This window comes from Pseudomonas sp. SWRI81 (genome assembly GCF_014268545.1).
Classification (GTDB): domain Bacteria; phylum Pseudomonadota; class Gammaproteobacteria; order Pseudomonadales; family Pseudomonadaceae; genus Aquipseudomonas; species Aquipseudomonas hamedanensis.
This window is the reverse complement of the sequence record NZ_JABWQS010000008.1, coordinates 108188-129304: the sequence shown is the minus strand read 5'-3', so window position 1 is coordinate 129304 and position 21117 is coordinate 108188. Positions and strand designations below refer to the sequence as shown.

The 21117-nt window shown below is 61.4% G+C and carries 14 protein-coding genes; 12 read left to right on the top strand and 2 right to left on the bottom strand.

What is annotated here, in order from left to right:
• Positions 1-132: 132 nt before the first annotated feature.
• Entirely contained in the window at positions 133-2352 is a 2220-nt protein-coding gene (locus HU765_RS07830) for a primosomal protein N' (protein WP_186619636.1), read from the bottom strand.
• 288 nt (positions 2353-2640) lie between these two features.
• Between HU765_RS07830 and rpmE the strand changes: the two genes are divergently transcribed.
• The 3 genes from rpmE to HU765_RS07815 all read left to right on the top strand — a co-directional run bounded on the left by rpmE (position 2641) and on the right by HU765_RS07815 (position 5139).
• A complete protein-coding gene (rpmE, locus tag HU765_RS07825; RefSeq protein WP_186619635.1) occupies positions 2641-2862 on the top strand; it encodes a 50S ribosomal protein L31 in 222 nt (73 codons plus the stop codon).
• 41 nt (positions 2863-2903) lie between these two features.
• Positions 2904-3686, top strand: a complete 783-nt coding sequence (locus HU765_RS07820) for a thermonuclease family protein (RefSeq protein WP_186619664.1) — start codon at positions 2904-2906, stop codon at positions 3684-3686.
• Between the two features lie 184 nt (positions 3687-3870).
• On the top strand, positions 3871-5139 hold the full coding sequence (locus tag HU765_RS07815) for a malic enzyme-like NAD(P)-binding protein (RefSeq protein WP_186619634.1): 1269 nt from the start codon (positions 3871-3873) through the stop codon (positions 5137-5139).
• A 239-nt stretch (positions 5140-5378) separates the two neighbouring features.
• On the opposite strand, the gene HU765_RS07810 is transcribed toward HU765_RS07815, so the two are convergent.
• Positions 5379-7826 (bottom strand): penicillin-binding protein 1A, encoded by a 2448-nt coding sequence (locus HU765_RS07810; protein WP_186619633.1) that lies wholly within the window; start codon positions 7824-7826, stop codon positions 5379-5381.
• Positions 7827-8042: 216 nt separating this feature from the next.
• Here HU765_RS07810 and HU765_RS07805 point away from each other — a divergent pair, with 216 nt between their 5' ends.
• From HU765_RS07805 to gltB, 9 genes are all read left to right on the top strand, one after another.
• The gene (locus HU765_RS07805) at positions 8043-9107 is read left to right on the top strand and encodes a pilus assembly protein PilM (RefSeq protein ID WP_186549543.1); all 1065 of its coding nucleotides are present in this window, start codon (positions 8043-8045) and stop codon (positions 9105-9107) included.
• On the top strand, positions 9107-9673 hold the full coding sequence (locus tag HU765_RS07800; protein ID WP_186619632.1) for a PilN domain-containing protein: 567 nt from the start codon (positions 9107-9109) through the stop codon (positions 9671-9673). Before HU765_RS07805 ends, HU765_RS07800 begins: the two co-directional genes overlap by 1 nt.
• Positions 9670-10293: a type 4a pilus biogenesis protein PilO gene (gene pilO / locus HU765_RS07795; protein ID WP_186549539.1), complete on the top strand. Its 624-nt coding sequence runs from the start codon at positions 9670-9672 to the stop codon at positions 10291-10293. The genes HU765_RS07800 and pilO overlap by 4 nt, the downstream gene beginning before the upstream one ends.
• A complete protein-coding gene (locus HU765_RS07790) occupies positions 10290-10817 on the top strand; it encodes a pilus assembly protein PilP (protein WP_186619631.1) in 528 nt (175 codons plus the stop codon). The genes pilO and HU765_RS07790 overlap by 4 nt, the downstream gene beginning before the upstream one ends.
• 13 nt (positions 10818-10830) lie before the next feature.
• Positions 10831-12909 carry a type IV pilus secretin PilQ gene (gene pilQ, locus HU765_RS07785; RefSeq protein WP_186619630.1) on the top strand — a complete coding sequence of 693 codons (2079 nt, stop codon included), beginning with the start codon at positions 10831-10833 and terminating at the stop codon, positions 12907-12909.
• Between the two features lie 4 nt (positions 12910-12913).
• On the top strand, positions 12914-13432 hold the full coding sequence (gene aroK / locus HU765_RS07780; protein WP_045122260.1) for a shikimate kinase AroK: 519 nt from the start codon (positions 12914-12916) through the stop codon (positions 13430-13432).
• Between the two features lie 152 nt (positions 13433-13584).
• Positions 13585-14685, top strand: coding sequence for a 3-dehydroquinate synthase (gene aroB, locus HU765_RS07775; protein WP_186619629.1), 1101 nt, complete (start codon positions 13585-13587; stop codon positions 14683-14685).
• 10 nt (positions 14686-14695) lie between these two features.
• Positions 14696-16300, top strand: coding sequence for an AAA family ATPase (locus tag HU765_RS07770; protein WP_186619628.1), 1605 nt, complete (start codon positions 14696-14698; stop codon positions 16298-16300).
• Positions 16301-16651: 351 nt separating this feature from the next.
• Positions 16652-21097: a glutamate synthase large subunit gene (gltB, locus tag HU765_RS07765; protein ID WP_186619627.1), complete on the top strand. Its 4446-nt coding sequence runs from the start codon at positions 16652-16654 to the stop codon at positions 21095-21097.
• The last annotated feature ends 20 nt before the right edge of the window (positions 21098-21117 follow it).

The following is a 21117-nucleotide window of genomic DNA, read 5'->3' as shown; positions in this document are numbered from 1 at the left end:
GGGAGCTTGCTCCCGCTCGACTGCGAAGCAGTCGAAAAAAAGTAAGCTGCAGATAAAAGGCCAGATTGCCAAGCCTGACATCAGGAGCGCTTCGCGCCCCAGCGGGAGCAAGCTCCCTCGCCACAGGTCAGCTCAATACAAATCCACCGGATCGACATCCAGCGACCAGCGCACCGCCCGCCCGCTCGGCATTTGTTCGAGTAGCAGCAGCCAACTCGCCAGCAACCGGTGCAGCGGTGCCCGCGCCGACGCCTGCAACAATAGCTGCGCACGATAGCGCCCGGCGCGGCGTTCCATCGGCGCCGGCACCGGTCCGAGCAACTCGATCGCGCTCAGATTCAGCTCGGCCAGCAAACGCTCGGCCGCGCTGCACGCTTCGTCGAGAAAGCCTTCGGCCTGCCCCGGCTTGTGTGCTTCGGCGCGCAGCAGCGCCAGATGCGCAAACGGCGGCAGCCCGGCGGCACGGCGCTCGCTCAGCGCTTGCTCGGCAAAGGCGAAATAGCCCTGCTCGGTCAGTTGCACCAATAAAGGATGATCGGCCAGATGCGTCTGGATGATTACCTTGCCCGGCTCTTCCGCCCGTCCGGCACGCCCGGCGACCTGCACGATCAACTGCGCCATGCGCTCGCTGGCGCGGAAGTCGCCGGAGAACAGGCCGCCGTCAGCATCCAGAATCGATACCAGCGTCACCCGTGGAAAGTGGTGCCCCTTGGCCAGCATCTGCGTGCCGACCAGAATGCATGGCTGGCCTTTCTGGATGGTCGCGAACAGCTGATTCATCGCGTCTTTGCGCGAGGTGCTGTCGCGATCGACGCGCAGCACCGGATAATCGGGGAACAGAATCGCCAGGCGCTCCTCGGCGCGCTCGGTACCGGCGCCCACCGGCCGCAGATCGACCTTGTTGCACTTCGGACATTGGCGCGGCGTGCGCTCGACATAGCCGCAGTGGTGGCAGCGCAGTTCGCCGTAGCGCTGATGCACGGTCATGCGCGCATCGCAACGCGAGCACTCGGACATCCAGCCGCAATCGTGGCAGAGCAGCGTCGGGGCAAATCCGCGTCGGTTGAGAAACACCAGCACTTGCTGGCCATTGGCGAGGGTCTGGCCGATGGCTTGCTGCATCGGCCCGGAAATGCCGCTGTCCAGCGGTCGGCTTTTCACATCCAGACGCAGGAAGCGCGGTTGCTTGGCGCCGCCAGCGCGCTCGTTCAGGCGCAGTAGGCCGTAGCGCCCGGTGTAGGCGTTGTGCAGGCTTTCCAGCGACGGCGTCGCAGAGCCGAGCACGATCGGGATGTTTTCCTGGCGCGCGCGCACCAGTGCCAAATCACGGGCGTGATAGCGCAGGCCTTCCTGCTGTTTATAAGAGCCATCGTGCTCTTCATCGATGATGATCAGCCCGGGGTTTTTCATCGGCGTGAACAGCGCCGAACGGGTGCCGATAATAATGTCGGCCTCGCCATCGCGGGCGGCAAGCCAGGCTTCAAGGCGTTCGCGATCATTGACCGCCGAGTGCAGCAGGGCGATGCGTGCATTGAAACGCTGTTCGAAGCGCGCCAGGGTCTGCGGGCCGAGGTTGATCTCCGGGATCAGCACCAGCGCCTGCTTGCCGGCCTCGAGGGTTTCGCGGATCAGTTGCAAATAGACTTCGGTCTTGCCGCTGCCGGTGACCCCAGCCAGCAGAAACGCGTGATAGCTGTCGAAGCCGGCGCGAATAGCTTCATACGCCGCACGTTGCTCACTGTTGAGCGGCAGTTCCGGTTGCGCCAGCCAATGTTCATGGCGCGTGCCGGGGGCGTGACGGCGAATTTCTACCTGCACCAGCCCCTTGTCCAGGAGCAGATCGAGGCTGTCCTTGCTCAACATCAGTTTGCTCAGCAACTGATGAGCCACACCGTGGGGGTGCTGGGCCAGCGTGGTCAGGGCTTCACGCTGGCGCGGCGCACGGGCGACTCGCGGGTCGTCGACGGTGGCGCCGGGGGCAATCGACCAGAAACGTTCCTGGCGGGCCTCGGCCAGCTCGCCCTGACGCAGCAGCACCGGCAGCGCCCAGTTCAAGGTGTCGCCGAGGCTGTGCTGGTAATACTGCGAGGTCCACAGGCACAGCTTGAACAGCGCCGGCGGCAGCGGTGAAGTCGCGTCGAGCAGGGCCAGGGCCGGCTTGAGTTTTTCCACCGGCACTTCGCTGGTATCGGTGACCTCGACCAGAATCCCGATCATCTCGCGCCGCCCGAACGGCACCCGCAGGCGCATGCCCGGCTGCAATTGCTCGCGCCGCACGCCGGCCGGCGCCCGGTAGTCGAACAGGCGGCGCAGGGGCGAAGGCAGGGCGAGGCGCAAAATGGCGTCGGGCACGCGGGGGGATCTCTATAAACGGGCGGTATGGCTAGGCACATAACCTTGTAGGAGTGAGCCTGCTCGCGATAGCGGTCTGTCATTCAACATTTATGTCGTCTGAAATACCGCTATCGCGAGCAGGCTCACTCCTACAAGGGAATCGCGTATTGGGCCGGGAGCCTAGCAGACGGTCGGTCTCGGTGACAGCTTGCGTGATTGAAAAGGTCTGGTAGAATCCGCGGCCTAATTACGTGCGGTATTCAACAATAGTGTTGGGTGGCGGCACGCTAGCCTGAGGAAGACACCATGAAAGCCGATATCCATCCGAACTACCCGGAAATTGCTGTTACCTGCAGCTGCGGTAACAAGTTCGAAACTCGTTCGACCTTCGGCAAAGCCCTGTCGATCGACGTTTGCAACGAATGCCACCCGTTCTACACCGGTAAGCAGAAGACTCTGGACACCGGCGGCCGCGTGCAGAAGTTCGCAGACCGTTTCGCTACTTTCGGCGTCGGCAAAAAAGCCTGAGGCTGATCATTTTGGAAAGTCGTCTCGACTTCTCCGGACTGATGAAAAAGGCGTCCCTTGCGGGCGCCTTTTTTGTGTCTGCGATTTGGCTGTCCGGCGCGCAGGCGTTCTGTCCAGCGCCCTCAGGGCTGACCATTGTCAGCGTGCAGCGCGTGGTTGATGGCGACACGCTGCGCCTGAGCGATAGCCGCAGTGTGCGTATGATCGGCCTCAACACGCCGGAACTGGGTAAGCAGGGCCGCAGTGACGAGCCATTCGCGGTGGCGGCGCGCAAACGTCTGCAAGCCTTGGTGGATGACAGCGGCGGTCGGGTCGGTTTACTGCCTGGCAAGCAGGCGAAAGATCACTACGGGCGTACCCTGGCGCATGTTTACAGTGCGCAAGGCGCCAACCTCGAGGCGCAAATGCTCGCCGATGGCCTTGGGTTTCAGGTCGCGGTGGCGCCGAATGTCGATCTGGTTGCCTGCCAGCAGACCGCCGAGCGCAGTGCGCGGCAAGCCGGTCTGGGTCTCTGGCGCCAGTCGCCTGTACTAAAAGCACAGCAGATTCAGCGCTCGGGTTTTGCCGTGGTCAGTGGTCGTGTGAGCAAGGTCCAGCGCAATCGCGGCGGAATCTGGATCGAAATGCACGATGCGCTTGTATTGCGCGTTGCACCCAATCTGGTCGGACAATTCGACAATGCCCGGCTCCAGGCCCTCAAAGGCAAGCAGATCGAGGCGCGCGGCTGGGTGGTCGATCGTTCGCGGCGCGGTGGATTACAACCGGGACAGCCGCGCTGGCTGCTTCCGCTGACCGATCCTGCAATGTTGCAGGTTTTGCGCTGACGAAAAAATTGTAGACATTTTTTAAGTCGATTGTGAACAGTCAAGCCCTTGTGCGCCGTGGCTCTTGGCCCAAAGTCGTATGGCCGGGCGCTTGACAGCGGTGACCGCTCAGTCTTGTGGGGACTTTGCGAGGCGCGTATCCTCGCTGACCAGTCTGTCCAACAGTAAAAAGCGGAATGCCAAAATGTCTGATCTGAAAACTGCCGCTCTCGAATATCACGCCCATCCTCGTCCGGGGAAGCTGAGTGTCGAGCTCACCAAGGCCACTGTTACCGCCCGCGACCTGTCGCTGGCCTACAGCCCCGGCGTAGCTGAACCAGTGCGTGAGATCGCCCGCGATCCTGAACTGGCCTACAAGTACACCGGCAAGGGCAACCTGGTGGCAGTCATTTCCGATGGCACCGCGATTCTCGGCCTGGGTAACCTCGGCCCATTGGCCTCCAAGCCTGTGATGGAAGGTAAAGGCGTGCTGTTCAAGCGCTTCGCCGGCATCGACGTGTTCGACATCGAAGTCGACTCGGAAAGCCCGCAAGCCTTCATCGACACCGTCAAGCGCATCTCCATCACCTTTGGTGGCATCAACCTGGAAGACATCAAGGCACCTGAGTGCTTTGAGATTGAGCGCGCGCTGATCGAGCAGTGCGACATTCCGGTATTCCACGACGACCAGCACGGCACCGCGATCGTGACCGCTGCCGGCATGATCAACGCCCTGGAAATCGCTGGCAAAACCCTGCAAGACGCGAAAATCGTCTGCCTGGGTGCCGGTGCTGCCGCCATCTCCTGCATGAAGTTGCTGGTGAGCATGGGCGCTCGCATCGAAAACATCTTCATGGTTGACCGTACCGGCGTGATCCACTCCGGCCGTGACGACCTGAACCAGTACAAAGCCGTGTTCGCCCACGCTACCGAAAAGCGCACCCTGGCTGACGCACTGGCAGGCGCTGACGTGTTCGTCGGTCTGTCCGGTCCTAACCTGCTGAGCGCCGAAGGCCTGCTGTCGATGGCAGCGAACCCGATCGTGTTCGCCTGCTCCAACCCGGATCCTGAAATCTCCCCGGAACTGGCGCACGCAACCCGTAGCGACGTGATCATGGCCACCGGCCGTTCGGACTACCCGAACCAGGTCAACAACGTGCTCGGCTTCCCGTTCATTTTCCGCGGTGCCCTGGACGTTCGCGCCAAGCGCATCAACGAAGAAATGAAAGTGGCGGCGGCCAACGCCCTGCGCGAACTGGCCAAACTGCCAGTGCCACAGGACGTGTGCGACGCCTACGGTGGTGCACCGCTGGAATTCGGCCGTGAGTACATCATTCCGAAGCCAATGGACAAGCGCCTGATCACCCTGATCTCCGACGCCGTGGCCAAAGCCGCGATCGAGACCGGTGTGGCCACCCTGCCGTATCCGAAGAACTACCCGCTGAAAAGCGTGGATGACGTGTTCAACGGCTAAGCCGTTGTAACGCTTCAAGCGAAAGCCCCGGCTTGTGAGAGTCGGGGCTTTTTTATGCCTGAGGGTTTTGTGGTGCTCTTCAGGGCCTCTTCGCGAGCAGGCTCGCTCCCACCTTGAAATGCGTTCCACTGTGGGAGCGAGCCTGCTCGCGAAGGCGTCAGGTCGGCCAATATCTCGGATGGCAGGCAATAAAAAGCCCCACAGTTCTTACGAAGGCGGGGCTTTTCAGTCGTTCAGGATCAGAACAAATCGATCGGCGCCTGTTCATCCGCCGGCAACGGACTGCCCGGCACTACGCCGTTGCCCAGCTCGTTCACCGATGGCGGCGTGTCTTCAGCCTTGAACAGCTCGAAGTACGCGCCCGGTGTGCTCGGCGACGCTGCACGGCCACTGACCGGATCCACCCGCAGGCTGAGCAAACCTTCCGGCTCAGGCTGCACATGCGGCGGCTTGTCTTTCAGCGCGGCCGACATGTAATTCATCCAGATCGGCAGCGCCACGGTGCCGCCGAACTCACGGCGACCGAGGCTTTCCGGTTGGTCGAAACCGGTCCAGACCGTGGTCACGTAATCGGCGTTGTAACCGGAGAACCAGGCGTCTTTCGACTCGTTGGTGGTCCCCGTCTTGCCGGCGATATCGCTACGTCCCATGGCCAGCGCGCGCCGGCCGGTGCCGAGCTTGATCACGTCCTGCAACATGCTGTTGAGAATATAGGTAGTGCGCGCATCGACGATGCGTTCGGCCACTGCCGGCGCTTGCGGCACCGCTGGATTACCCGCGGCTTCACCCGCAACCGGAGCGGCGTTGACCGTGAACGATTCGGTGTTCGGTGCGGCGATGCCGTCGGTCGCCGGGCCGCCTTGCGGTACGGTCGGCGGGTTGGCGACAAACAGCGTGTCGCCGTTGCGGCTTTCGATCTTGTCGATGATGTACGGGGTGATCTTGTAGCCGCCGTTGGCAAACGTACTCCAGCCGGTGGCGATTTCCATCGGCGTCAGCGTCGCGGTGCCCAGTGCCAGCGACAGATTCGGCGGCAAGTCCTGCTTGTTGAAGCCGAAGCGGGTGATGTAGTCGATGGTCTTGCCCACGCCCATCGCTTGCAGCAAGCGGATCGACACCAGGTTGCGCGACTTGTACAGCGCCTCGCGCAGACGGATCGGGCCGAGGAAGGTGTTGGTGTCGTTCTTCGGCCGCCAGACCTTGTCCAGGTACTCGTCGACGAACACGATCGGCGCATCGTTCACCAGGCTGGCAGCGGTGTAGCCGTTGTCCAGCGCGGCGCTGTAGACGAACGGCTTGAAGCTCGAGCCCGGCTGACGCTTGGCCTGCATGGCGCGGTTGTAGTTGCTCTGCTCGAACGCGAAACCGCCGACCAGCGAGCGGATCGCGCCGTTCTGCGGATCCAGCGACACCAGGGCGCCCTGGGCCTGCGGAATCTGGCTGAACTTGAGCGAGTTGTCCTTCTGGCGCTGCACCCGAATCAGGTCGCCGACCTGCGCGACATCGGCTGGCTGGCGCGGGTTGGGACCCATGCTGTTGGTGTTAAGGAAGGGTCGCGCCCATTTCATGGTGTCCCAGGCCACGTGTTCTTCACCGGTACGCGTCAGCACTTGCAGGCCGGCCTTGTCGACCTGAGTGACAATGGCCGGTTCCAGGCTGCTGATGGTGCGCTGTTTGGTCAATTCGCTGGCCCAGGCCTCGCGGGTCTTGCCCGGCAGGCGCGACTCGGGGCCACGGTAGCCGTGACGCTGGTCGTAAGTCATCAAGCCTTCGTGCAGCGCGGTGTTGGCCATTTCCTGCAGGTTGCTCGGCACCGTGGTGGTGACGCGAAAGCCTTCGGTGTAGGCGTCGCTGCCATAGCGCCCGACCATTTCGGCGCGGGCCATTTCAGCGATATACGGCGCGTTCACTTCCGGAGTCGGCACGTGGTAGCTGGCGTTCAGCGGCTCGTTGATCGCGGCGGTGTAGTCGGCTTCGCTGATTTTGCCCAGCTTGTACATGCGCCCGAGGATCCAGTCGCGGCGCTCTTTGCTGCGTGCCGGGTTGGCCAGCGGGTTGAAGCGCGACGGTGCCTTCGGCAGGCCGGCGATCATTGCCATCTGCGCCAGGCTGACGTCACGGATCGACTTGCCGTAATACACCTGCGCCGCCGCTTCGATGCCGTAGGCGCGGTTGCCCAGATAGATCTTGTTGACGTACAGCTCAAGGATCTCGTCCTTGGTCAACTGTCGCTCGATCTGCAGGGCCAGAAGAATTTCGGTGGTTTTGCGCGAGAAGCTGCGCTCGCTGGTGAGGAAGAAGTTCTTCGCCACCTGCATGGTGATGGTGCTGCCGCCGGACTGAATGTGCCCGCTCTTGATCAACTGGGTCGCCGCGCGCATCAGGCTGCTTGGATCGACGCCGTAATGGTTGGCGAAATTGTCGTCTTCAGCACTTAGTAACGCATTAATGAAATTGGGCGGAATGTCGGCGAAACGGATCGGCGTTCGGCGCATTTCGCCAAATTCTGCGATCAACTTGTCGTCGCTGCTGTAGACCCGCAGGGGAATCTGCAACTGAATGCTTCTCAGCGCCTCCACAGACGGCAAACCCGGACTAAGGTAAAGAAACGCGCCGCTGAGACTCAATAGCAGTCCGCAGAAAACGGCGACGATGGACCAACCGAAAAATTTCAGCAGACGAATCAAGGCTTTTGGACATCCAGGGCAAAGAATGAATTTGGCGACGGGGTTGCGCTACACACAAAACGACCGGCGCTGGCAGTAAAAAGCGGAAAAAATCGCTGGGCATTATAAGCACTTTTCCGCCGTGGGCGTCATTGGCGCTTCTGTCAAGGCGGGGGTGAAGGAACGCAATGCGTATTACAGAGTCCGTAACTCACGGAAAGTCATAGGGAATTGGTAGTGCTGGGACTCTTCAAGAAAAAGACCAACGCGTTACTGGGCATCGACATCAGTTCCACTTCGGTGAAGCTGCTGGAACTGAGCCGCCACGGCAATCGCTACCGGGTCGAGGCCTATGCGGTGGAGCCGTTGCCGGCCAGTGCCGTGGTCGAAAAGAACATCGCCGAACTCGAGGGCGTGGGCCAGGCCCTGAGCCGGGTGCTGGTCAAGGCGCGTACGGGGCTGAAAAGCGTGGCGGTGGCGGTGGCCGGTTCGGCGGTAATCACCAAGGTCATCGAGATGGACGCCGGGCTGTCCGACGACGAGCTGGAAAACCAGCTGAAGATCGAAGCCGACCAATACATTCCCTATCCGTTGGATGAAGTCGCGATCGACTTCGAAGTCCAGGGCGTGTCGCCGCGCAACCCGGAACGGGTCAGCGTGCTGTTGGCCGCCTGTCGCAAGGAAAACGTCGAGGTGCGTGAAGCAGCGCTGGCGCTTGCCGGGCTGACCGCGCGCGTGGTGGACGTTGAAGCCTATGCGCTGGAGCGCTCGTTCGGCCTGCTGGCGACCCAACTGGCCGCCTCCCAGGAACGCCTCACGGTCGCGGTGGTGGACATCGGTGCGACCATGACCACGCTCAGTGTCCTGCACAACGGCAAGATCATTTATACCCGCGAGCAATTGTTCGGCGGCCGCCAGCTCACCGAAGAGATCCAGCGCCGCTACGGCCTGACCGTCGAGCAGGCGGGGCTGGCGAAAAAGCAGGGCGGGCTGCCCGACGATTACATCAGCGAGGTCTTGCAACCGTTTCGCGAGGCGCTGGTACAGCAAGTCTCTCGTTCGTTGCAGTTCTTCTTCGCTTCCGGCCAGTACAACGCGGTCGACCATATTCTGCTGGCCGGCGGCACGGCCTCGGTGCCCGGCCTGGATCGCCTGATCGAACAGCGCCTGAACACCCCGACCCAGGTCGCCAACCCGTTTGCCGACATGGCCCTGAGCAGCAAGGTCAATGCCGGGGCGCTGGCCAGCGACGCGCCGGCCCTGATGATTGCTTGCGGGCTCGCGCTCAGGAGTTTCGACTGATGGCGCGGATCAACCTTTTACCCTGGCGCGAGGAGCGCCGCGAAGAACGGCGCAAGCGCTTCCTGCTGGCCTTGATCGGCGTGCTGGTCGGCTCGGTCGGCGCGGTGCTGATCGCCGATCAGATCATCAGCGCTGCCATTGAGCGGCAAACGGCGCGCAACGACTACATCGGCAAGCAGATCGCCCAGGTCGATGAGCGCATCAAGCAGATCAGCGAACTCAAGGCGCGCCGTCAGCAACTGGTCGAACGCATGCGCATCATCCAGGACTTGCAGGGCAACCGGCAGCTCAGCGGACGGATCTTCGATCAATTGGCGCGCACGCTCCCGGACGGGGTGTACTTCACCGACGTGAGAATGGTCGGCAAGACCCTGTCGATCAGTGGCGCGGCTGAATCCAATAACCGGGTTTCCGAGCTGATGCGCAACCTCGACGCCTCCGACTGGTTCGACGCCCCGAGCCTGAATGAAGTGAAGGCGACATCGGCCGATCAGCTGGAACAGTCCAACACTTTCGAGCTGACCGTTCGTCAAACCCAGCCAAAGGTCGGGGAGGACGACCGATGAAGCCCAACGGATGGCTCGAAAGCCTGCGCAGCGTCGACTTCAACGATCTGGATACCAGCAACATCGGCTCCTGGCCGCCCGCGGTAAAAGTCATTGCCGCAGGGCTTTTGATGGTGCTGGTTCTCGGGCTTGGCTACCACTTTTTCATCAGCGACATGGAGAATCAGCTCGACCTCAAGCGTGAAGAAGAGATCACCCTCAAGGAGCAGTTCGCCAGCAAGGCGCGTCTGTCGGCCAATCTCGAGCTGTACACCCAGCAGATGAAGGAGATGGAAAACACCTTCGGCGTGTTACTGCGGCAATTGCCCAGCGACACCGAAGTGCCAGGGTTGCTGGAAGACATCACGCGCACCGGTCTGGGCAGCGGCCTGGAGTTCGAGGAGATCAAGCTGCTGCCGGAAGTCACCCAGCCGTTCTACATCGAACTGCCGATCCGGATCACCGTCACCGGCGCCTATCACGATCTCGCGACCTTCGTCAGCGGCGTGGCCGGGTTGCCGCGTATTGTCACCCTGCATGATTTCGAACTGGCACCGGCCAACCCCGAGGGCGGGCCTAAGCTGCGCATGAGTATCCTCGCCAAGACTTACCGTTATAACGACAAGGGGCTGCAGAAATGACCCCGCTGCGTTTTTTCGGCTTGTCGATGGCTCTGCTGGTTTTGCAGGGCTGCGGTGGCAGCGATGACTTCAGTGATCTCGATGCTTATCTCAATGAAGTGCGTCTGCGCCCGGCCGGCCGGATTGAACCAACGCCGACATTCCGGTCTTACCCGACATTCACTTACAGCGCGGCGAATCTGCGCAGCCCGTTTTCGCGGCAGGTGCGCGTCGATCTGGCCGGGCAGCGGCACGGTTCACGCAACGTCAAACCCGACCCCACCCGGGTCAAGCAATACCTTGAAGGCTTCAATATCGAGCAGTTCGAGATGGTCGGCACGATCGCCAATGCCTCCGGTTCCTTTGCGCTGTTGCGCGGAGCGGGCGGGGTGCATCGATTGAAAGTCGGCGATTACCTGGGGCGCAACGATGGCCGCATCGTCGCCATCAGCGCCACCCAGGTCGATGTCATCGAAATTGTCCCCGACGGCCAGGGCGCCTGGCTGGAGCGCCCGCGCACCATTCCTTTGAAAGAGCACTCATAGTGGAAGTCGAATAATGAACAGGATTTTCTCCACCCTCGGTTTTTCGCTATGGATAGCGCTGATGTCGCCGATGGTACTCGCGGCCAACCTGAAGACGCTGGACGTAGCGGCGTTGCCAGGGGACCGTGTCGAACTGAAGCTGGCGTTCGACGGCCCGCCACCGCAGCCCAAGGGTTACACCACTGAATCGCCAGCGCGGATCGCCCTTGATCTGCCCGGCGTCACCAGCCGGCTGGCGAACAAGACGCTTGATCTGGGCAGCGGCAATGCGCGCACCGCTACGGTGGCGGAAGCCAAAGACCGCACGCGCCTGATTGTCAGCCTGACGCAACTGGCGCCTTACAGTACTCGAGTCGAGGGAAACAATCTGTTCGTGGTGGTCGGACAGGGCGCGCCTGCTGCTGCGCCGCGCACTGCGGCGGTTGCGCCCCGTGCCACCCCGGCGGCGACAGCGCCTGCCAAACCGTCCGTGCCGCGTAATCGCGCCATACGCGGCGTCGACTTCCAGCGGGGTACGGAGGGCGAGGGCAATGTGGTGATCGACCTGTCCGACCCGACCATCGCCCCGGACATCCAGGAGCATGACGGCAAGATCATTCTCAGCTTCGCCCGCACGCAATTGCCGGAAAAACTGCGCGTGCGCCTCGACGTCAAGGACTTCGCCACCCCCGTGCAGTTCGTCAACGCCGCGGTGACCGGGGACCGCACGGTGATCAGCGTCGAGCCCAGCGGCACGTTCGACTATTCCACTTTCCAGACCGACAACAAACTCACCGTCAGCATTCGTCCGATGACGGTGGACGACCTGCAAAAACGCAACGCTGACCGCAACAGCTATGTGGGCGAAAAGCTGTCGCTGAACTTCCAGGACATCGACGTGCGTTCGGTGCTGCAACTGATCGCCGATTTCACCAACCTCAATCTGGTCGCCAGCGACACGGTGCAGGGCGGCATCACCTTGCGTCTGCAGAACGTACCGTGGGATCAGGCGCTGGATCTGGTGCTGAAAACCAAAGGCCTGGATAAACGCAAGATCGGCAACGTGTTGCTGGTGGCGCCGGCCGATGAAATCGCGGCTCGCGAGCGTCAGGAGCTGGAATCGCAGAAGCAGATCGCCGAGCTGGCACCGCTGCGCCGCGAATTGCTGCAGGTGAACTACGCCAAGGCGGCGGACATCGCCAAGCTGTTCCAGTCTGTGACCAGTGCCGAGGCGAAAATCGATGAGCGCGGTTCCATCACCGTCGATGAGCGAACCAACAACATCATTGCCTACCAGACTCAGGATCGCCTCGACGAACTGCGGCGGATCGTGGCGCAACTGGATATTCCGGTGCGTCAGGTGATGATCGAGGCGCGGATTGTCGAAGCCAACGTCGATTACGACAAAAGCCTCGGCGTGCGCTGGGGCGGCTCGATTCAAAACAAGGGCAACTGGAACGCCTCAGGGGTCAACGGGTCGTCGACCACCATCGGTACGCCGGGGAGCACCAGCACCAACTCGCCGTTCGTCGACATGGGCACCGTCAACAACACCTCCGGTATCGGCATCGCCTTCATTACCGACAACGTTCTGCTCGACCTCGAGTTGACGGCCATGGAAAAGACCGGCAACGGTGAGATCGTGTCACAACCCAAAGTGGTGACTTCCGACAAGGAGACCGCAAAAATCCTCAAGGGCACTGAAATTCCGTATCAGGAAGCCAGTTCCAGTGGCGCGACCTCGGTATCGTTCAAGGAGGCTTCGCTGTCGCTGGAAGTGACCCCGCAGATCACTCCGGATAACCGCATCATCATGGAGGTCAAGGTCACCAAGGACGAACCGGACTATCTGAACAAAGTGCAGGATGTGCCGCCGATCAAGAAAAACGAAGTCAACGCCAAGGTGCTGGTCAACGACGGCGAAACCATCGTAATCGGCGGTGTTTTTTCAAATACTCAGAGCAAGGTTGTAGATAAGGTGCCATTTCTTGGCGATGTGCCGTATCTTGGCCGCCTTTTCCGGCGTGATGTGGTTTCGGAGAAAAAATCCGAGCTGCTGGTATTTCTCACTCCGCGTATCATGAATAACCAGGCGATTGCTGTGAGTCGTTGATTCTGTGCGAAATTTGATACTTGTAGGACCGATGGGTGCTGGCAAAAGCACCATCGGCCGATTGCTGGCCAAAGAGCTGCGCCTGCCGTTCAAAGATTCCGACAAGGAAATTGAGCTGCGCACGGGTGCCAATATCCCATGGATCTTCGACAAGGAAGGCGAGCCCGGCTTTCGTGATCGCGAGCAGGCGATGATCGCCGAGCTGTGCGCGTTCGATGGCGTGGTGCTGGCGACCGGCGGTGGCGCGGTGATGCGTGACGCCAATCGCAAGGCCCTGCATGAGGGCGGGCGCGTGGTATATCTGCACGCGTCCGTCGAACAGCAGGTCGGCCGCACGTCCCGCGACCGCAATCGGCCTTTGCTGCGCACCGCCGATCCGGCGAAAACCCTGCGTGATCTGCTCGCCATCCGCGATCCGCTGTATCGGGAAATTGCCGATCTGGTGGTGGAAACCGACGAACGGCCGCCGCGCATGGTGGTGCTGGACATTCTCGATCGTCTGGCGCAGCTTCCTCCCCGTTAAAGCAGCGCTCGAAATGCGCTATCCTCGGCGTCCTGCCACAGCCCGCCAAGGGTGTGGCGGATGGCGGGCGAGCGGCGTCATACCCGCTACAGGCCGCAGGACACCAATAATTCAGGGCAGGACGCCTGCTTTCATCTTCACTGTGGGGACACATGCAGACACTCAAGGTCGACCTGGGCGAGCGCAGCTACCCGATTCATATTGGCGAAGGTTTGTTGGATCAGCCCGAGTTGCTGGCGCCACACATCCACGGGCGTCAGGTGGCAATCATCTCCAACGAGACCGTGGCGCCGCTCTACCTTGAACGTCTGACCCGCAGCCTGGCGCAGTTCTCGGTGATCTCGGTGGTGTTGCCGGACGGCGAGGCCTACAAGAACTGGGAAACCCTGCAATTGATCTTCGACGGTCTGCTGACCGCCCGGCATGATCGCCGCACCACGGTGATCGCCCTCGGCGGCGGGGTGATTGGCGACATGGCCGGCTTTGCCGCTGCCTGCTACCAGCGCGGCGTCGACTTCATCCAGATTCCCACCACCTTGTTGTCCCAGGTCGATTCGTCGGTCGGCGGCAAGACCGGCATCAACCATCCGCTGGGCAAGAACATGGTCGGCGCCTTCTATCAGCCGAACGTGGTGCTGATCGATACCGCGTCGCTGAAAACCCTGCCGGAACGCGAGCTGTCGGCGGGGCTGGCAGAGGTCATCAAGTACGGCCTGATCTGCGACGAGCCGTTCCTGACCTGGCTGGAAGAAAACGTCGACGCCCTGCGTGCGCTGGACCAAACCGCGCTGACCTATGCGATCGAGCGTTCCTGCGCGGCCAAGGCTGCCGTGGTCGGTGCCGATGAAAAGGAAACCGGCGTACGCGCCACGCTCAACCTTGGCCACACCTTCGGCCACGCCATCGAAACCCACATGGGCTATGGTGTCTGGCTGCATGGCGAGGCGGTCGCGGCGGGTACCGTGATGGCGCTGGAAATGTCCGCGCGGCTGGGCTGGATCAGCGATGCAGAGCGCGACCGCGGCATTCGTCTGTTCCAGCGTGCCGGTCTGCCGGTGGTTCCGCCGATTGAAATGAGCGAAGCCGATTTTCTGCAACACATGGCAATCGACAAAAAAGTGATCGACGGTCGTCTGCGCCTGGTGCTGCTGCGCCGGATGGGCGAAGCGGTAGTGACCGACGATTATCCGAAAGAGGTTCTACAGGCCACGCTGGGAGCGGATTACCGCGCCCTGGCTCAGCTTAAAGGTTAATAAGATTCCGATGACTAGTTTGCATGCCGACGAGGCGTTTCTCGGCCATTTCCAGTTAAGCCACGACCCTTTCGCGCCACGGGTGCCGGGCTTCAAGTTTTTCCCGGCCCAGCGCAAACCGGTGCTGGGGCAACTGCATCATCTGGCGCGTTACAGCCAGTTGCTGCTGGTGGTTACCGGCCCGCAGGGCAGCGGCAAGACGCTGTTGCGTCAGGCGCTGGTTGCCAGCACCAATAAACAGTCAGTACAGAGCGTGGTGGTGTCCGCCCGTGGTGCCGGTGATGCCGCAGGCGTGCTGCGCCAGGTGGCGCAGGCGCTGGATGTCGCCCAGGCCGAAGTCGGCGCGATTCTGGAGCAGGTGGTGCAACTGGCCCTCACCGGGCAGGAAGTCTATCTGCTGGTGGATGATGCCGAGCAGCTCGACGAGTCCGCGCTTGAAGCGCTGATGGCGCTGGGCGCGGGCACGCCGGAAGGTCGTCCGCATGTATTCCTGTTCGGTGAGTCGTCGCTGATCGCTCAGCTCGAGGCTTTGCAGCTCGAAGAAGAGCGTTTTCACGTCATCGAATTGCAGCCGTACACCGAAGAAGAGACCCGCGAATATCTCGACCAGCGGCTGGAAGGCGCGGGCCGGGGTGTCGAACTTTTCACCGCCGATCAGATCTCTGATATTCACGAAAGCTCCGAGGGCTGGCCGGGCAATATCAACCAGGTCGCTCGCGATGCTCTGATCGAAGTCATGATTGCCAGCCGCTCCGCGGTGAAGCGTCCAAGTATGGGGTTCAACATGCCGAAGAAACACGTATTGGCGATTTCCGCCGTCGTTGTGGTCGCGGTCGCCGCCGCCTGGCTGATGCCGGGTCGCAGCAAGGCACCGACCACCGGTGCTCCGGCCAATGAACAGGCACAACTGCCGCTGGGCCAGGGCGCCGCCAACGGTGGCGCGCCAGCCGTCGAATTTGCCGGCAATACCCAGCCAATGCCGTTGCCATTGGTCGGTAACTCGCAACCGGTCATGCGCGGTCCGCTGGCCGAAGAGGCCGGTGGCATCACCGAAGGCGATGACGGTGTTCCGCTGGAAGGCTCCAGTGATACGCCGCCGACCGTGACCACTTCCGCACCGCCTGCCGGTGTTCCGGCCGGTCCTGCGCCGACCCCGGTTCCGGTACCTGCGGCAAAACCCGCCCCAACGCCGGCTCCGACGCAAGTCGCCACGGCCAAGCCAGCTCCAGTAGCGCCAGCACCTGCCGCCAAACCAGCGCCAGCGCCGGCCAAACCGGTTGCCGCTGCCAAGCCTGCCGAGAAACCGGTCACCGTCGCCAAAGCGTCCGGTGGCAGCTGGTACGCCGGTCAGCCGACCAGCAACTACGTGGTGCAGATCCTCGGCACCAGCTCGGAAACCGCCGCGCAGAACTTCGTCAAAGAGCAGGGCGGCGAATACCGTTATTTCAAGAAAGTCCTCAACGGCAAGCCGCTCTACGTGATCACCTACGGCAACTTTGCCAATCGTGATGCGGCCGTTTCTGCCATCAAGGCCTTGCCAGCGAAGGTTCAGGCTGGTAAACCTTGGCCTCGCACTGTCGCCAGCGTCCAACAGGAACTGGCAACAACTCGCTGAAGATTCGGCGGCCTTACCCAGGCCGCCTCTCCCGGCACCTCAAAATCTCCACGAGTGCGCGCCGCCTGAAAAGGCCGCGTGCCTTGTGGTGTCTGCGTCACAGTAGTTTTTGAGTCGTTGCGGTCAGAATTTAAAAAAGTTTTGACTAGCACAGCATATCGCTTTAAACCTTTCACAAATGCGACATGAATTTGCGACAGTTCGTCGTCAAATTTGTGAGCCTCTGTGTCGCTGTGTACAATGACCACCCTTTTGCCCCCGCTAAGCCGGCGTACGTTCGGCGCGGATCGCAAGTGGTTGAATTGAAAAGAAATTTGCCTCGAATAGAGGCAGCCTGGTGAGAAAGTGTCTATGAAAGCAGGTCTGTACCAACCAGATGAATTCAAGGATAACTGCGGTTTCGGCCTGATAGCGCATATGCAGGGTGAACCCAGTCATACCCTTTTGACGACGGCCATCGAGGCCCTGACCTGCATGACCCACCGCGGTGGGATTAATGCCGACGGCAAGACCGGTGACGGTTGCGGTCTGCTGATTCAAAAGCCTGACGCGTTCCTGCGAGCCATTGCCCAGGAAACCTTCAGTGTCGAGCTGCCCCGGCAATATGCCGTGGGCATGGTCTTTTTCAACCAGGATCCGGCCAGGGCCGAAGCCGCTCGCGAGAACATGAACCGCGAAATCCTCGCCGAAGGCCTGCAACTGATCGGTTGGCGCAAAGTGCCGATCGACACCAGCGTCCTCGGCCGCCTGGCCCTTGAGCGTCTGCCGCAGATCGAGCAGGTCTACATCGGCGGTGAAGGCCTGAGCGATCAGGACATGGCCGTCAAGCTGTTCAGCGCGCGTCGCCGTTCGTCGGTGGCCAATGCCGCTGACACCGACCACTACATCTGCAGCTTTTCGCACAAGACCATCATATATAAAGGCCTGATGATGCCGGCCGACCTGGCCGCGTTTTATCCGGACCTGAGCGATGAGCGCCTGCAAACCGCAATTTGCGTGTTCCACCAGCGCTTCTCCACCAACACCCTGCCGAAATGGCCGCTGGCGCAGCCGTTCCGCTTCCTCGCCCACAACGGCGAGATCAACACCATTACCGGTAACCGCAACTGGGCGCAGGCCCGTCGGACCAAGTTCACCAACGATCTGATGGATCTGGAAGAACTCGGCCCGCTGGTCAACCGTGTCGGTTCCGACTCATCCAGCATGGACAACATGCTTGAACTGATGGTCACCGGTGGCATCGACCTGTTCCGTGGCGTGCGCATGATCATTCCGCCTGCGTGGCAGAACGTCGAAACCATGGACCCGGACCTGCGTGCGTTCTACGAGTACAACTCGATGCACATGGAGCCGTGGGACGGCCCTGCCGGCGTGGTGATGACCGATGGTCGTTACGCGGTGTGCCTGCTCGACCGCAACGGTCTGCGCCCGGCGCGCTGGGTAACTACCAAGAACGGTTTCATCACCTTGGCGTCGGAAATCGGCGTGTGGAACTACCAGCCGGAAGACGTGCTTGCCAAGGGCCGTGTCGGCCCTGGCCAGATCTTCGCCGTGGACACCGAAACCGGGCAGATCCTCGACACCGATGCGATCGACAACCGTCTGAAATCCCGTCATCCGTACAAGCAATGGCTGCGCAAGAATGCCCTGCGCATTCAGGCAACCATGGAAGACAACGACCACGGTTCGGCTTTTTACGATGTCGATCAGCTCAAGCAGTACATGAAGATGTATCAGGTCACGTTCGAGGAACGCGATCAGGTGCTGCGTCCGCTCGGCGAGCAAGGTTACGAAGCCGTTGGCTCGATGGGTGACGACACGCCGATGGCTGTGCTGTCCCAGCGTGTGCGCACACCGTACGACTATTTCCGCCAGCAATTCGCGCAGGTGACCAACCCACCGATCGACCCGCTGCGTGAAGCGATCGTGATGTCGCTGGAAATCTGCCTGGGGGCCGAGCGCAACATTTTCCAGGAGTCGCCGGAACACGCCTCGCGGGTGATTCTCAGCTCGCCAGTGATCTCGCCGGCCAAGTGGCGCTCGCTGATGAACCTCGACCGTCCGGGCTTCGAACGGGCGATCATCGACCTCAACTACGACGAAAGCCTCGGCCTCGAAGCGGCAATCCGCAACGTCGCCGATCAGGCGGAAGAAGCCGTGCGCGCCGGTCGTACTCAGATCGTGCTGAGCGACCGCCATATCGCCCCGGGCAAGCTGCCGATCCACGCCTCGCTGGCGACCGGTGCAGTGCACCACCGCCTGACCGAAAAAGGCCTGCGTTGCGATTCCAACATCCTCGTTGAAACCGCAACCGCGCGCGATCCGCATCACTTCGCCGTGCTGATCGGTTTCGGCGCCTCGGCGGTCTATCCGTTCCTGGCCTACGAAGTGCTGGGCGACCTGATCCGTACCGGTGAAGTGCTGGGCGACCTCTATGAGGTGTTCAAGAACTACCGCAAGGGCATTACCAAAGGCCTGCTCAAGATCCTGTCGAAGATGGGTATCTCGACCATCGCCTCGTACCGTGGTGCGCAGTTGTTCGAAGCCATCGGTCTGTCCGAAGAGGTCTGCGACCTGAGCTTCCGCGGCGTGCCAAGCCGCATCAAAGGCGCACGTTTCGTCGACATCGAAGCCGAGCAAAAAGCCTTGGCCGTCGAAGCCTGGAGTCCGCGCAAGCCGATCCAGCAGGGCGGTCTGCTGAAGTTCGTCCACGGTGGCGAATATCACGCCTACAACCCGGACGTGGTCAACACCCTGCAGGCCGCAGTGCAGCAGGGCGATTACGCCAAGTTCAAGGAATACACCTCGCTGGTGGACAACCGTCCGGTGTCGATGATTCGCGACCTGTTCAAGGTCAAGACCCTCGACACGCCGCTGGACATGAGCGAGATCGAGCCGCTGGAGTCGGTGCTCAAGCGCTTTGACTCCGCCGGTATCTCGCTGGGCGCGTTGTCGCCGGAAGCTCACGAAGCCCTGGCCGAAGCCATGAACCGCCTCGGTGCGCGTTCCAACTCCGGTGAAGGTGGTGAAGATCCGGCACGCTACGGCACCATCAAGAGTTCGAAAATCAAGCAAGTCGCCACTGGCCGTTTCGGTGTGACCCCGGAATACCTGGTCAACGCTGAAGTGCTGCAGATCAAAGTCGCGCAAGGCGCCAAGCCGGGCGAGGGCGGGCAACTGCCGGGCGGCAAGGTCAACGGTCTGATCGCCAAGCTGCGTTATGCAGTGCCGGGCGTGACCCTGATTTCGCCACCGCCGCACCATGACATCTATTCGATCGAAGACTTGTCGCAGCTGATCTTTGACCTGAAACAGGTCAACCCGCAGGCACTGGTTTCGGTGAAACTGGTTGCGGAGGCGGGCGTCGGCACCATCGCCGCCGGTGTGGCCAAGGCCTATGCGGACTTGATCACCATCTCCGGTTATGACGGTGGTACCGGTGCGTCGCCGCTGACCTCGATCAAATACGCCGGTGCGCCGTGGGAACTGGGCCTGGCTGAAACCCACCAAACCCTGCGCGGCAACGACCTGCGCGGCAAAGTCCGGGTACAGACCGATGGCGGCCTGAAAACCGGCCTCGACGTGATCAAGGCGGCGATCCTCGGTGCCGAAAGCTTCGGCTTCGGCACCGCGCCAATGATCGCGCTGGGCTGCAAATACTTGCGCATCTGCCACCTGAACAACTGCGCCACCGGCGTCGCGACTCAGAACGAGAAGCTGCGCAAGGATCACTACATCGGCACCGTCGACATGGTGGTGAATTTCTTCACCTACGTCGCCGAAGAAACCCGTGAGTGGCTGGCCAAGCTCGGCGTGCGTTCCCTCGAAGAGCTGATCGGTCGTACCGATCTGCTGGAAATCCTCGAGGGCCAGACCGCCAAGCAAAACCATCTGGACCTGACGCCGCTGTTGGGCAGCGATCACATCCCGGCGGACAAGCCACAGTTCTGCGGTGTTGAGCGCAACCCGCCGTTCGACCAAGGCCTGCTGGCCGAGAAAATGGTCGAGATGGCGTCGTCGGCGATCAACGACCTCAGCGGCGCCGAGTTCGATCTGAATATCTGCAACTGCGACCGTTCGATCGGCGCACGGATCTCCGGCGAAATCGCGCGCAAGCACGGCAACCAGGGCATGGCGAAAGCGCCGATCACGTTCCGCTTCAAAGGCACCGCCGGGCAGAGCTTCGGCGTGTGGAACGCCGGCGGTCTGAACATGTACCTGGAAGGCGACGCCAACGACTACGTCGGCAAGGGCATGACCGGCGGCAAGCTGGTGATCGTTCCGCCGAAGGGCAGCGTCTACAAGACTCAGGAAAGCGCCATCATCGGCAACACCTGCCTGTACGGCGCCACTGGCGGCAAGCTGTTCGCCGCTGGCACCGCTGGCGAGCGTTTCGCTGTGCGTAACTCCGGTGCCCATACCGTCGTGGAAGGCACTGGCGATCACTGCTGCGAATACATGACCGGTGGTTTTGTCTGCGTGCTGGGCAAGACCGGTTACAACTTCGGCTCAGGCATGACCGGTGGTTTCGCCTACGTGCTCGATCAGGACAACACCTTTGTTGACCGGGTCAACCACGAACTGGTGGAAATCCAGCGGATCAGCGGCGAGGCGATGGAAGCCTATCGCAGCCACCTGCAGAACGTGCTGAACGAGTACGTCGCGGAAACCGACAGCGAGTGGGGTCGTGAACTCGCCGAGAACCTCGATGATTACTTGCGTCGTTTCTGGTTGGTCAAGCCGAAGGCTGCCAATTTGAAATCGTTGCTTTCCAGCACTCGTGCCAACCCGCAGTGATATGCGCCTGAAGAGTTTGA

What these genes read in the sequence shown, in the direction of transcription:
- HU765_RS07790 (WP_186619631.1), top strand. Translation starts at nt 10,290, where the DNA reads ATGACCCCGCTGCGTTTTTTCGGCTTGTCGATGGCTCTGCTGGTTTTG.
- aroB (WP_186619629.1), top strand. Translation starts at nt 13,585, where the DNA reads ATGCAGACACTCAAGGTCGACCTGGGCGAGCGCAGCTACCCGATTCAT.
- HU765_RS07815 (WP_186619634.1), top strand. Translation starts at nt 3,871, where the DNA reads ATGTCTGATCTGAAAACTGCCGCTCTCGAATATCACGCCCATCCTCGT.
- HU765_RS07770 (WP_186619628.1), top strand. Translation starts at nt 14,696, where the DNA reads ATGACTAGTTTGCATGCCGACGAGGCGTTTCTCGGCCATTTCCAGTTA.
- pilO (WP_186549539.1), top strand. Translation starts at nt 9,670, where the DNA reads ATGAAGCCCAACGGATGGCTCGAAAGCCTGCGCAGCGTCGACTTCAAC.
- HU765_RS07800 (WP_186619632.1), top strand. Translation starts at nt 9,107, where the DNA reads ATGGCGCGGATCAACCTTTTACCCTGGCGCGAGGAGCGCCGCGAAGAA.
- rpmE (WP_186619635.1), top strand. Translation starts at nt 2,641, where the DNA reads ATGAAAGCCGATATCCATCCGAACTACCCGGAAATTGCTGTTACCTGC.
- pilQ (WP_186619630.1), top strand. Translation starts at nt 10,831, where the DNA reads ATGAACAGGATTTTCTCCACCCTCGGTTTTTCGCTATGGATAGCGCTG.
- HU765_RS07820 (WP_186619664.1), top strand. Translation starts at nt 2,904, where the DNA reads ATGAAAAAGGCGTCCCTTGCGGGCGCCTTTTTTGTGTCTGCGATTTGG.
- gltB (WP_186619627.1), top strand. Translation starts at nt 16,652, where the DNA reads ATGAAAGCAGGTCTGTACCAACCAGATGAATTCAAGGATAACTGCGGT.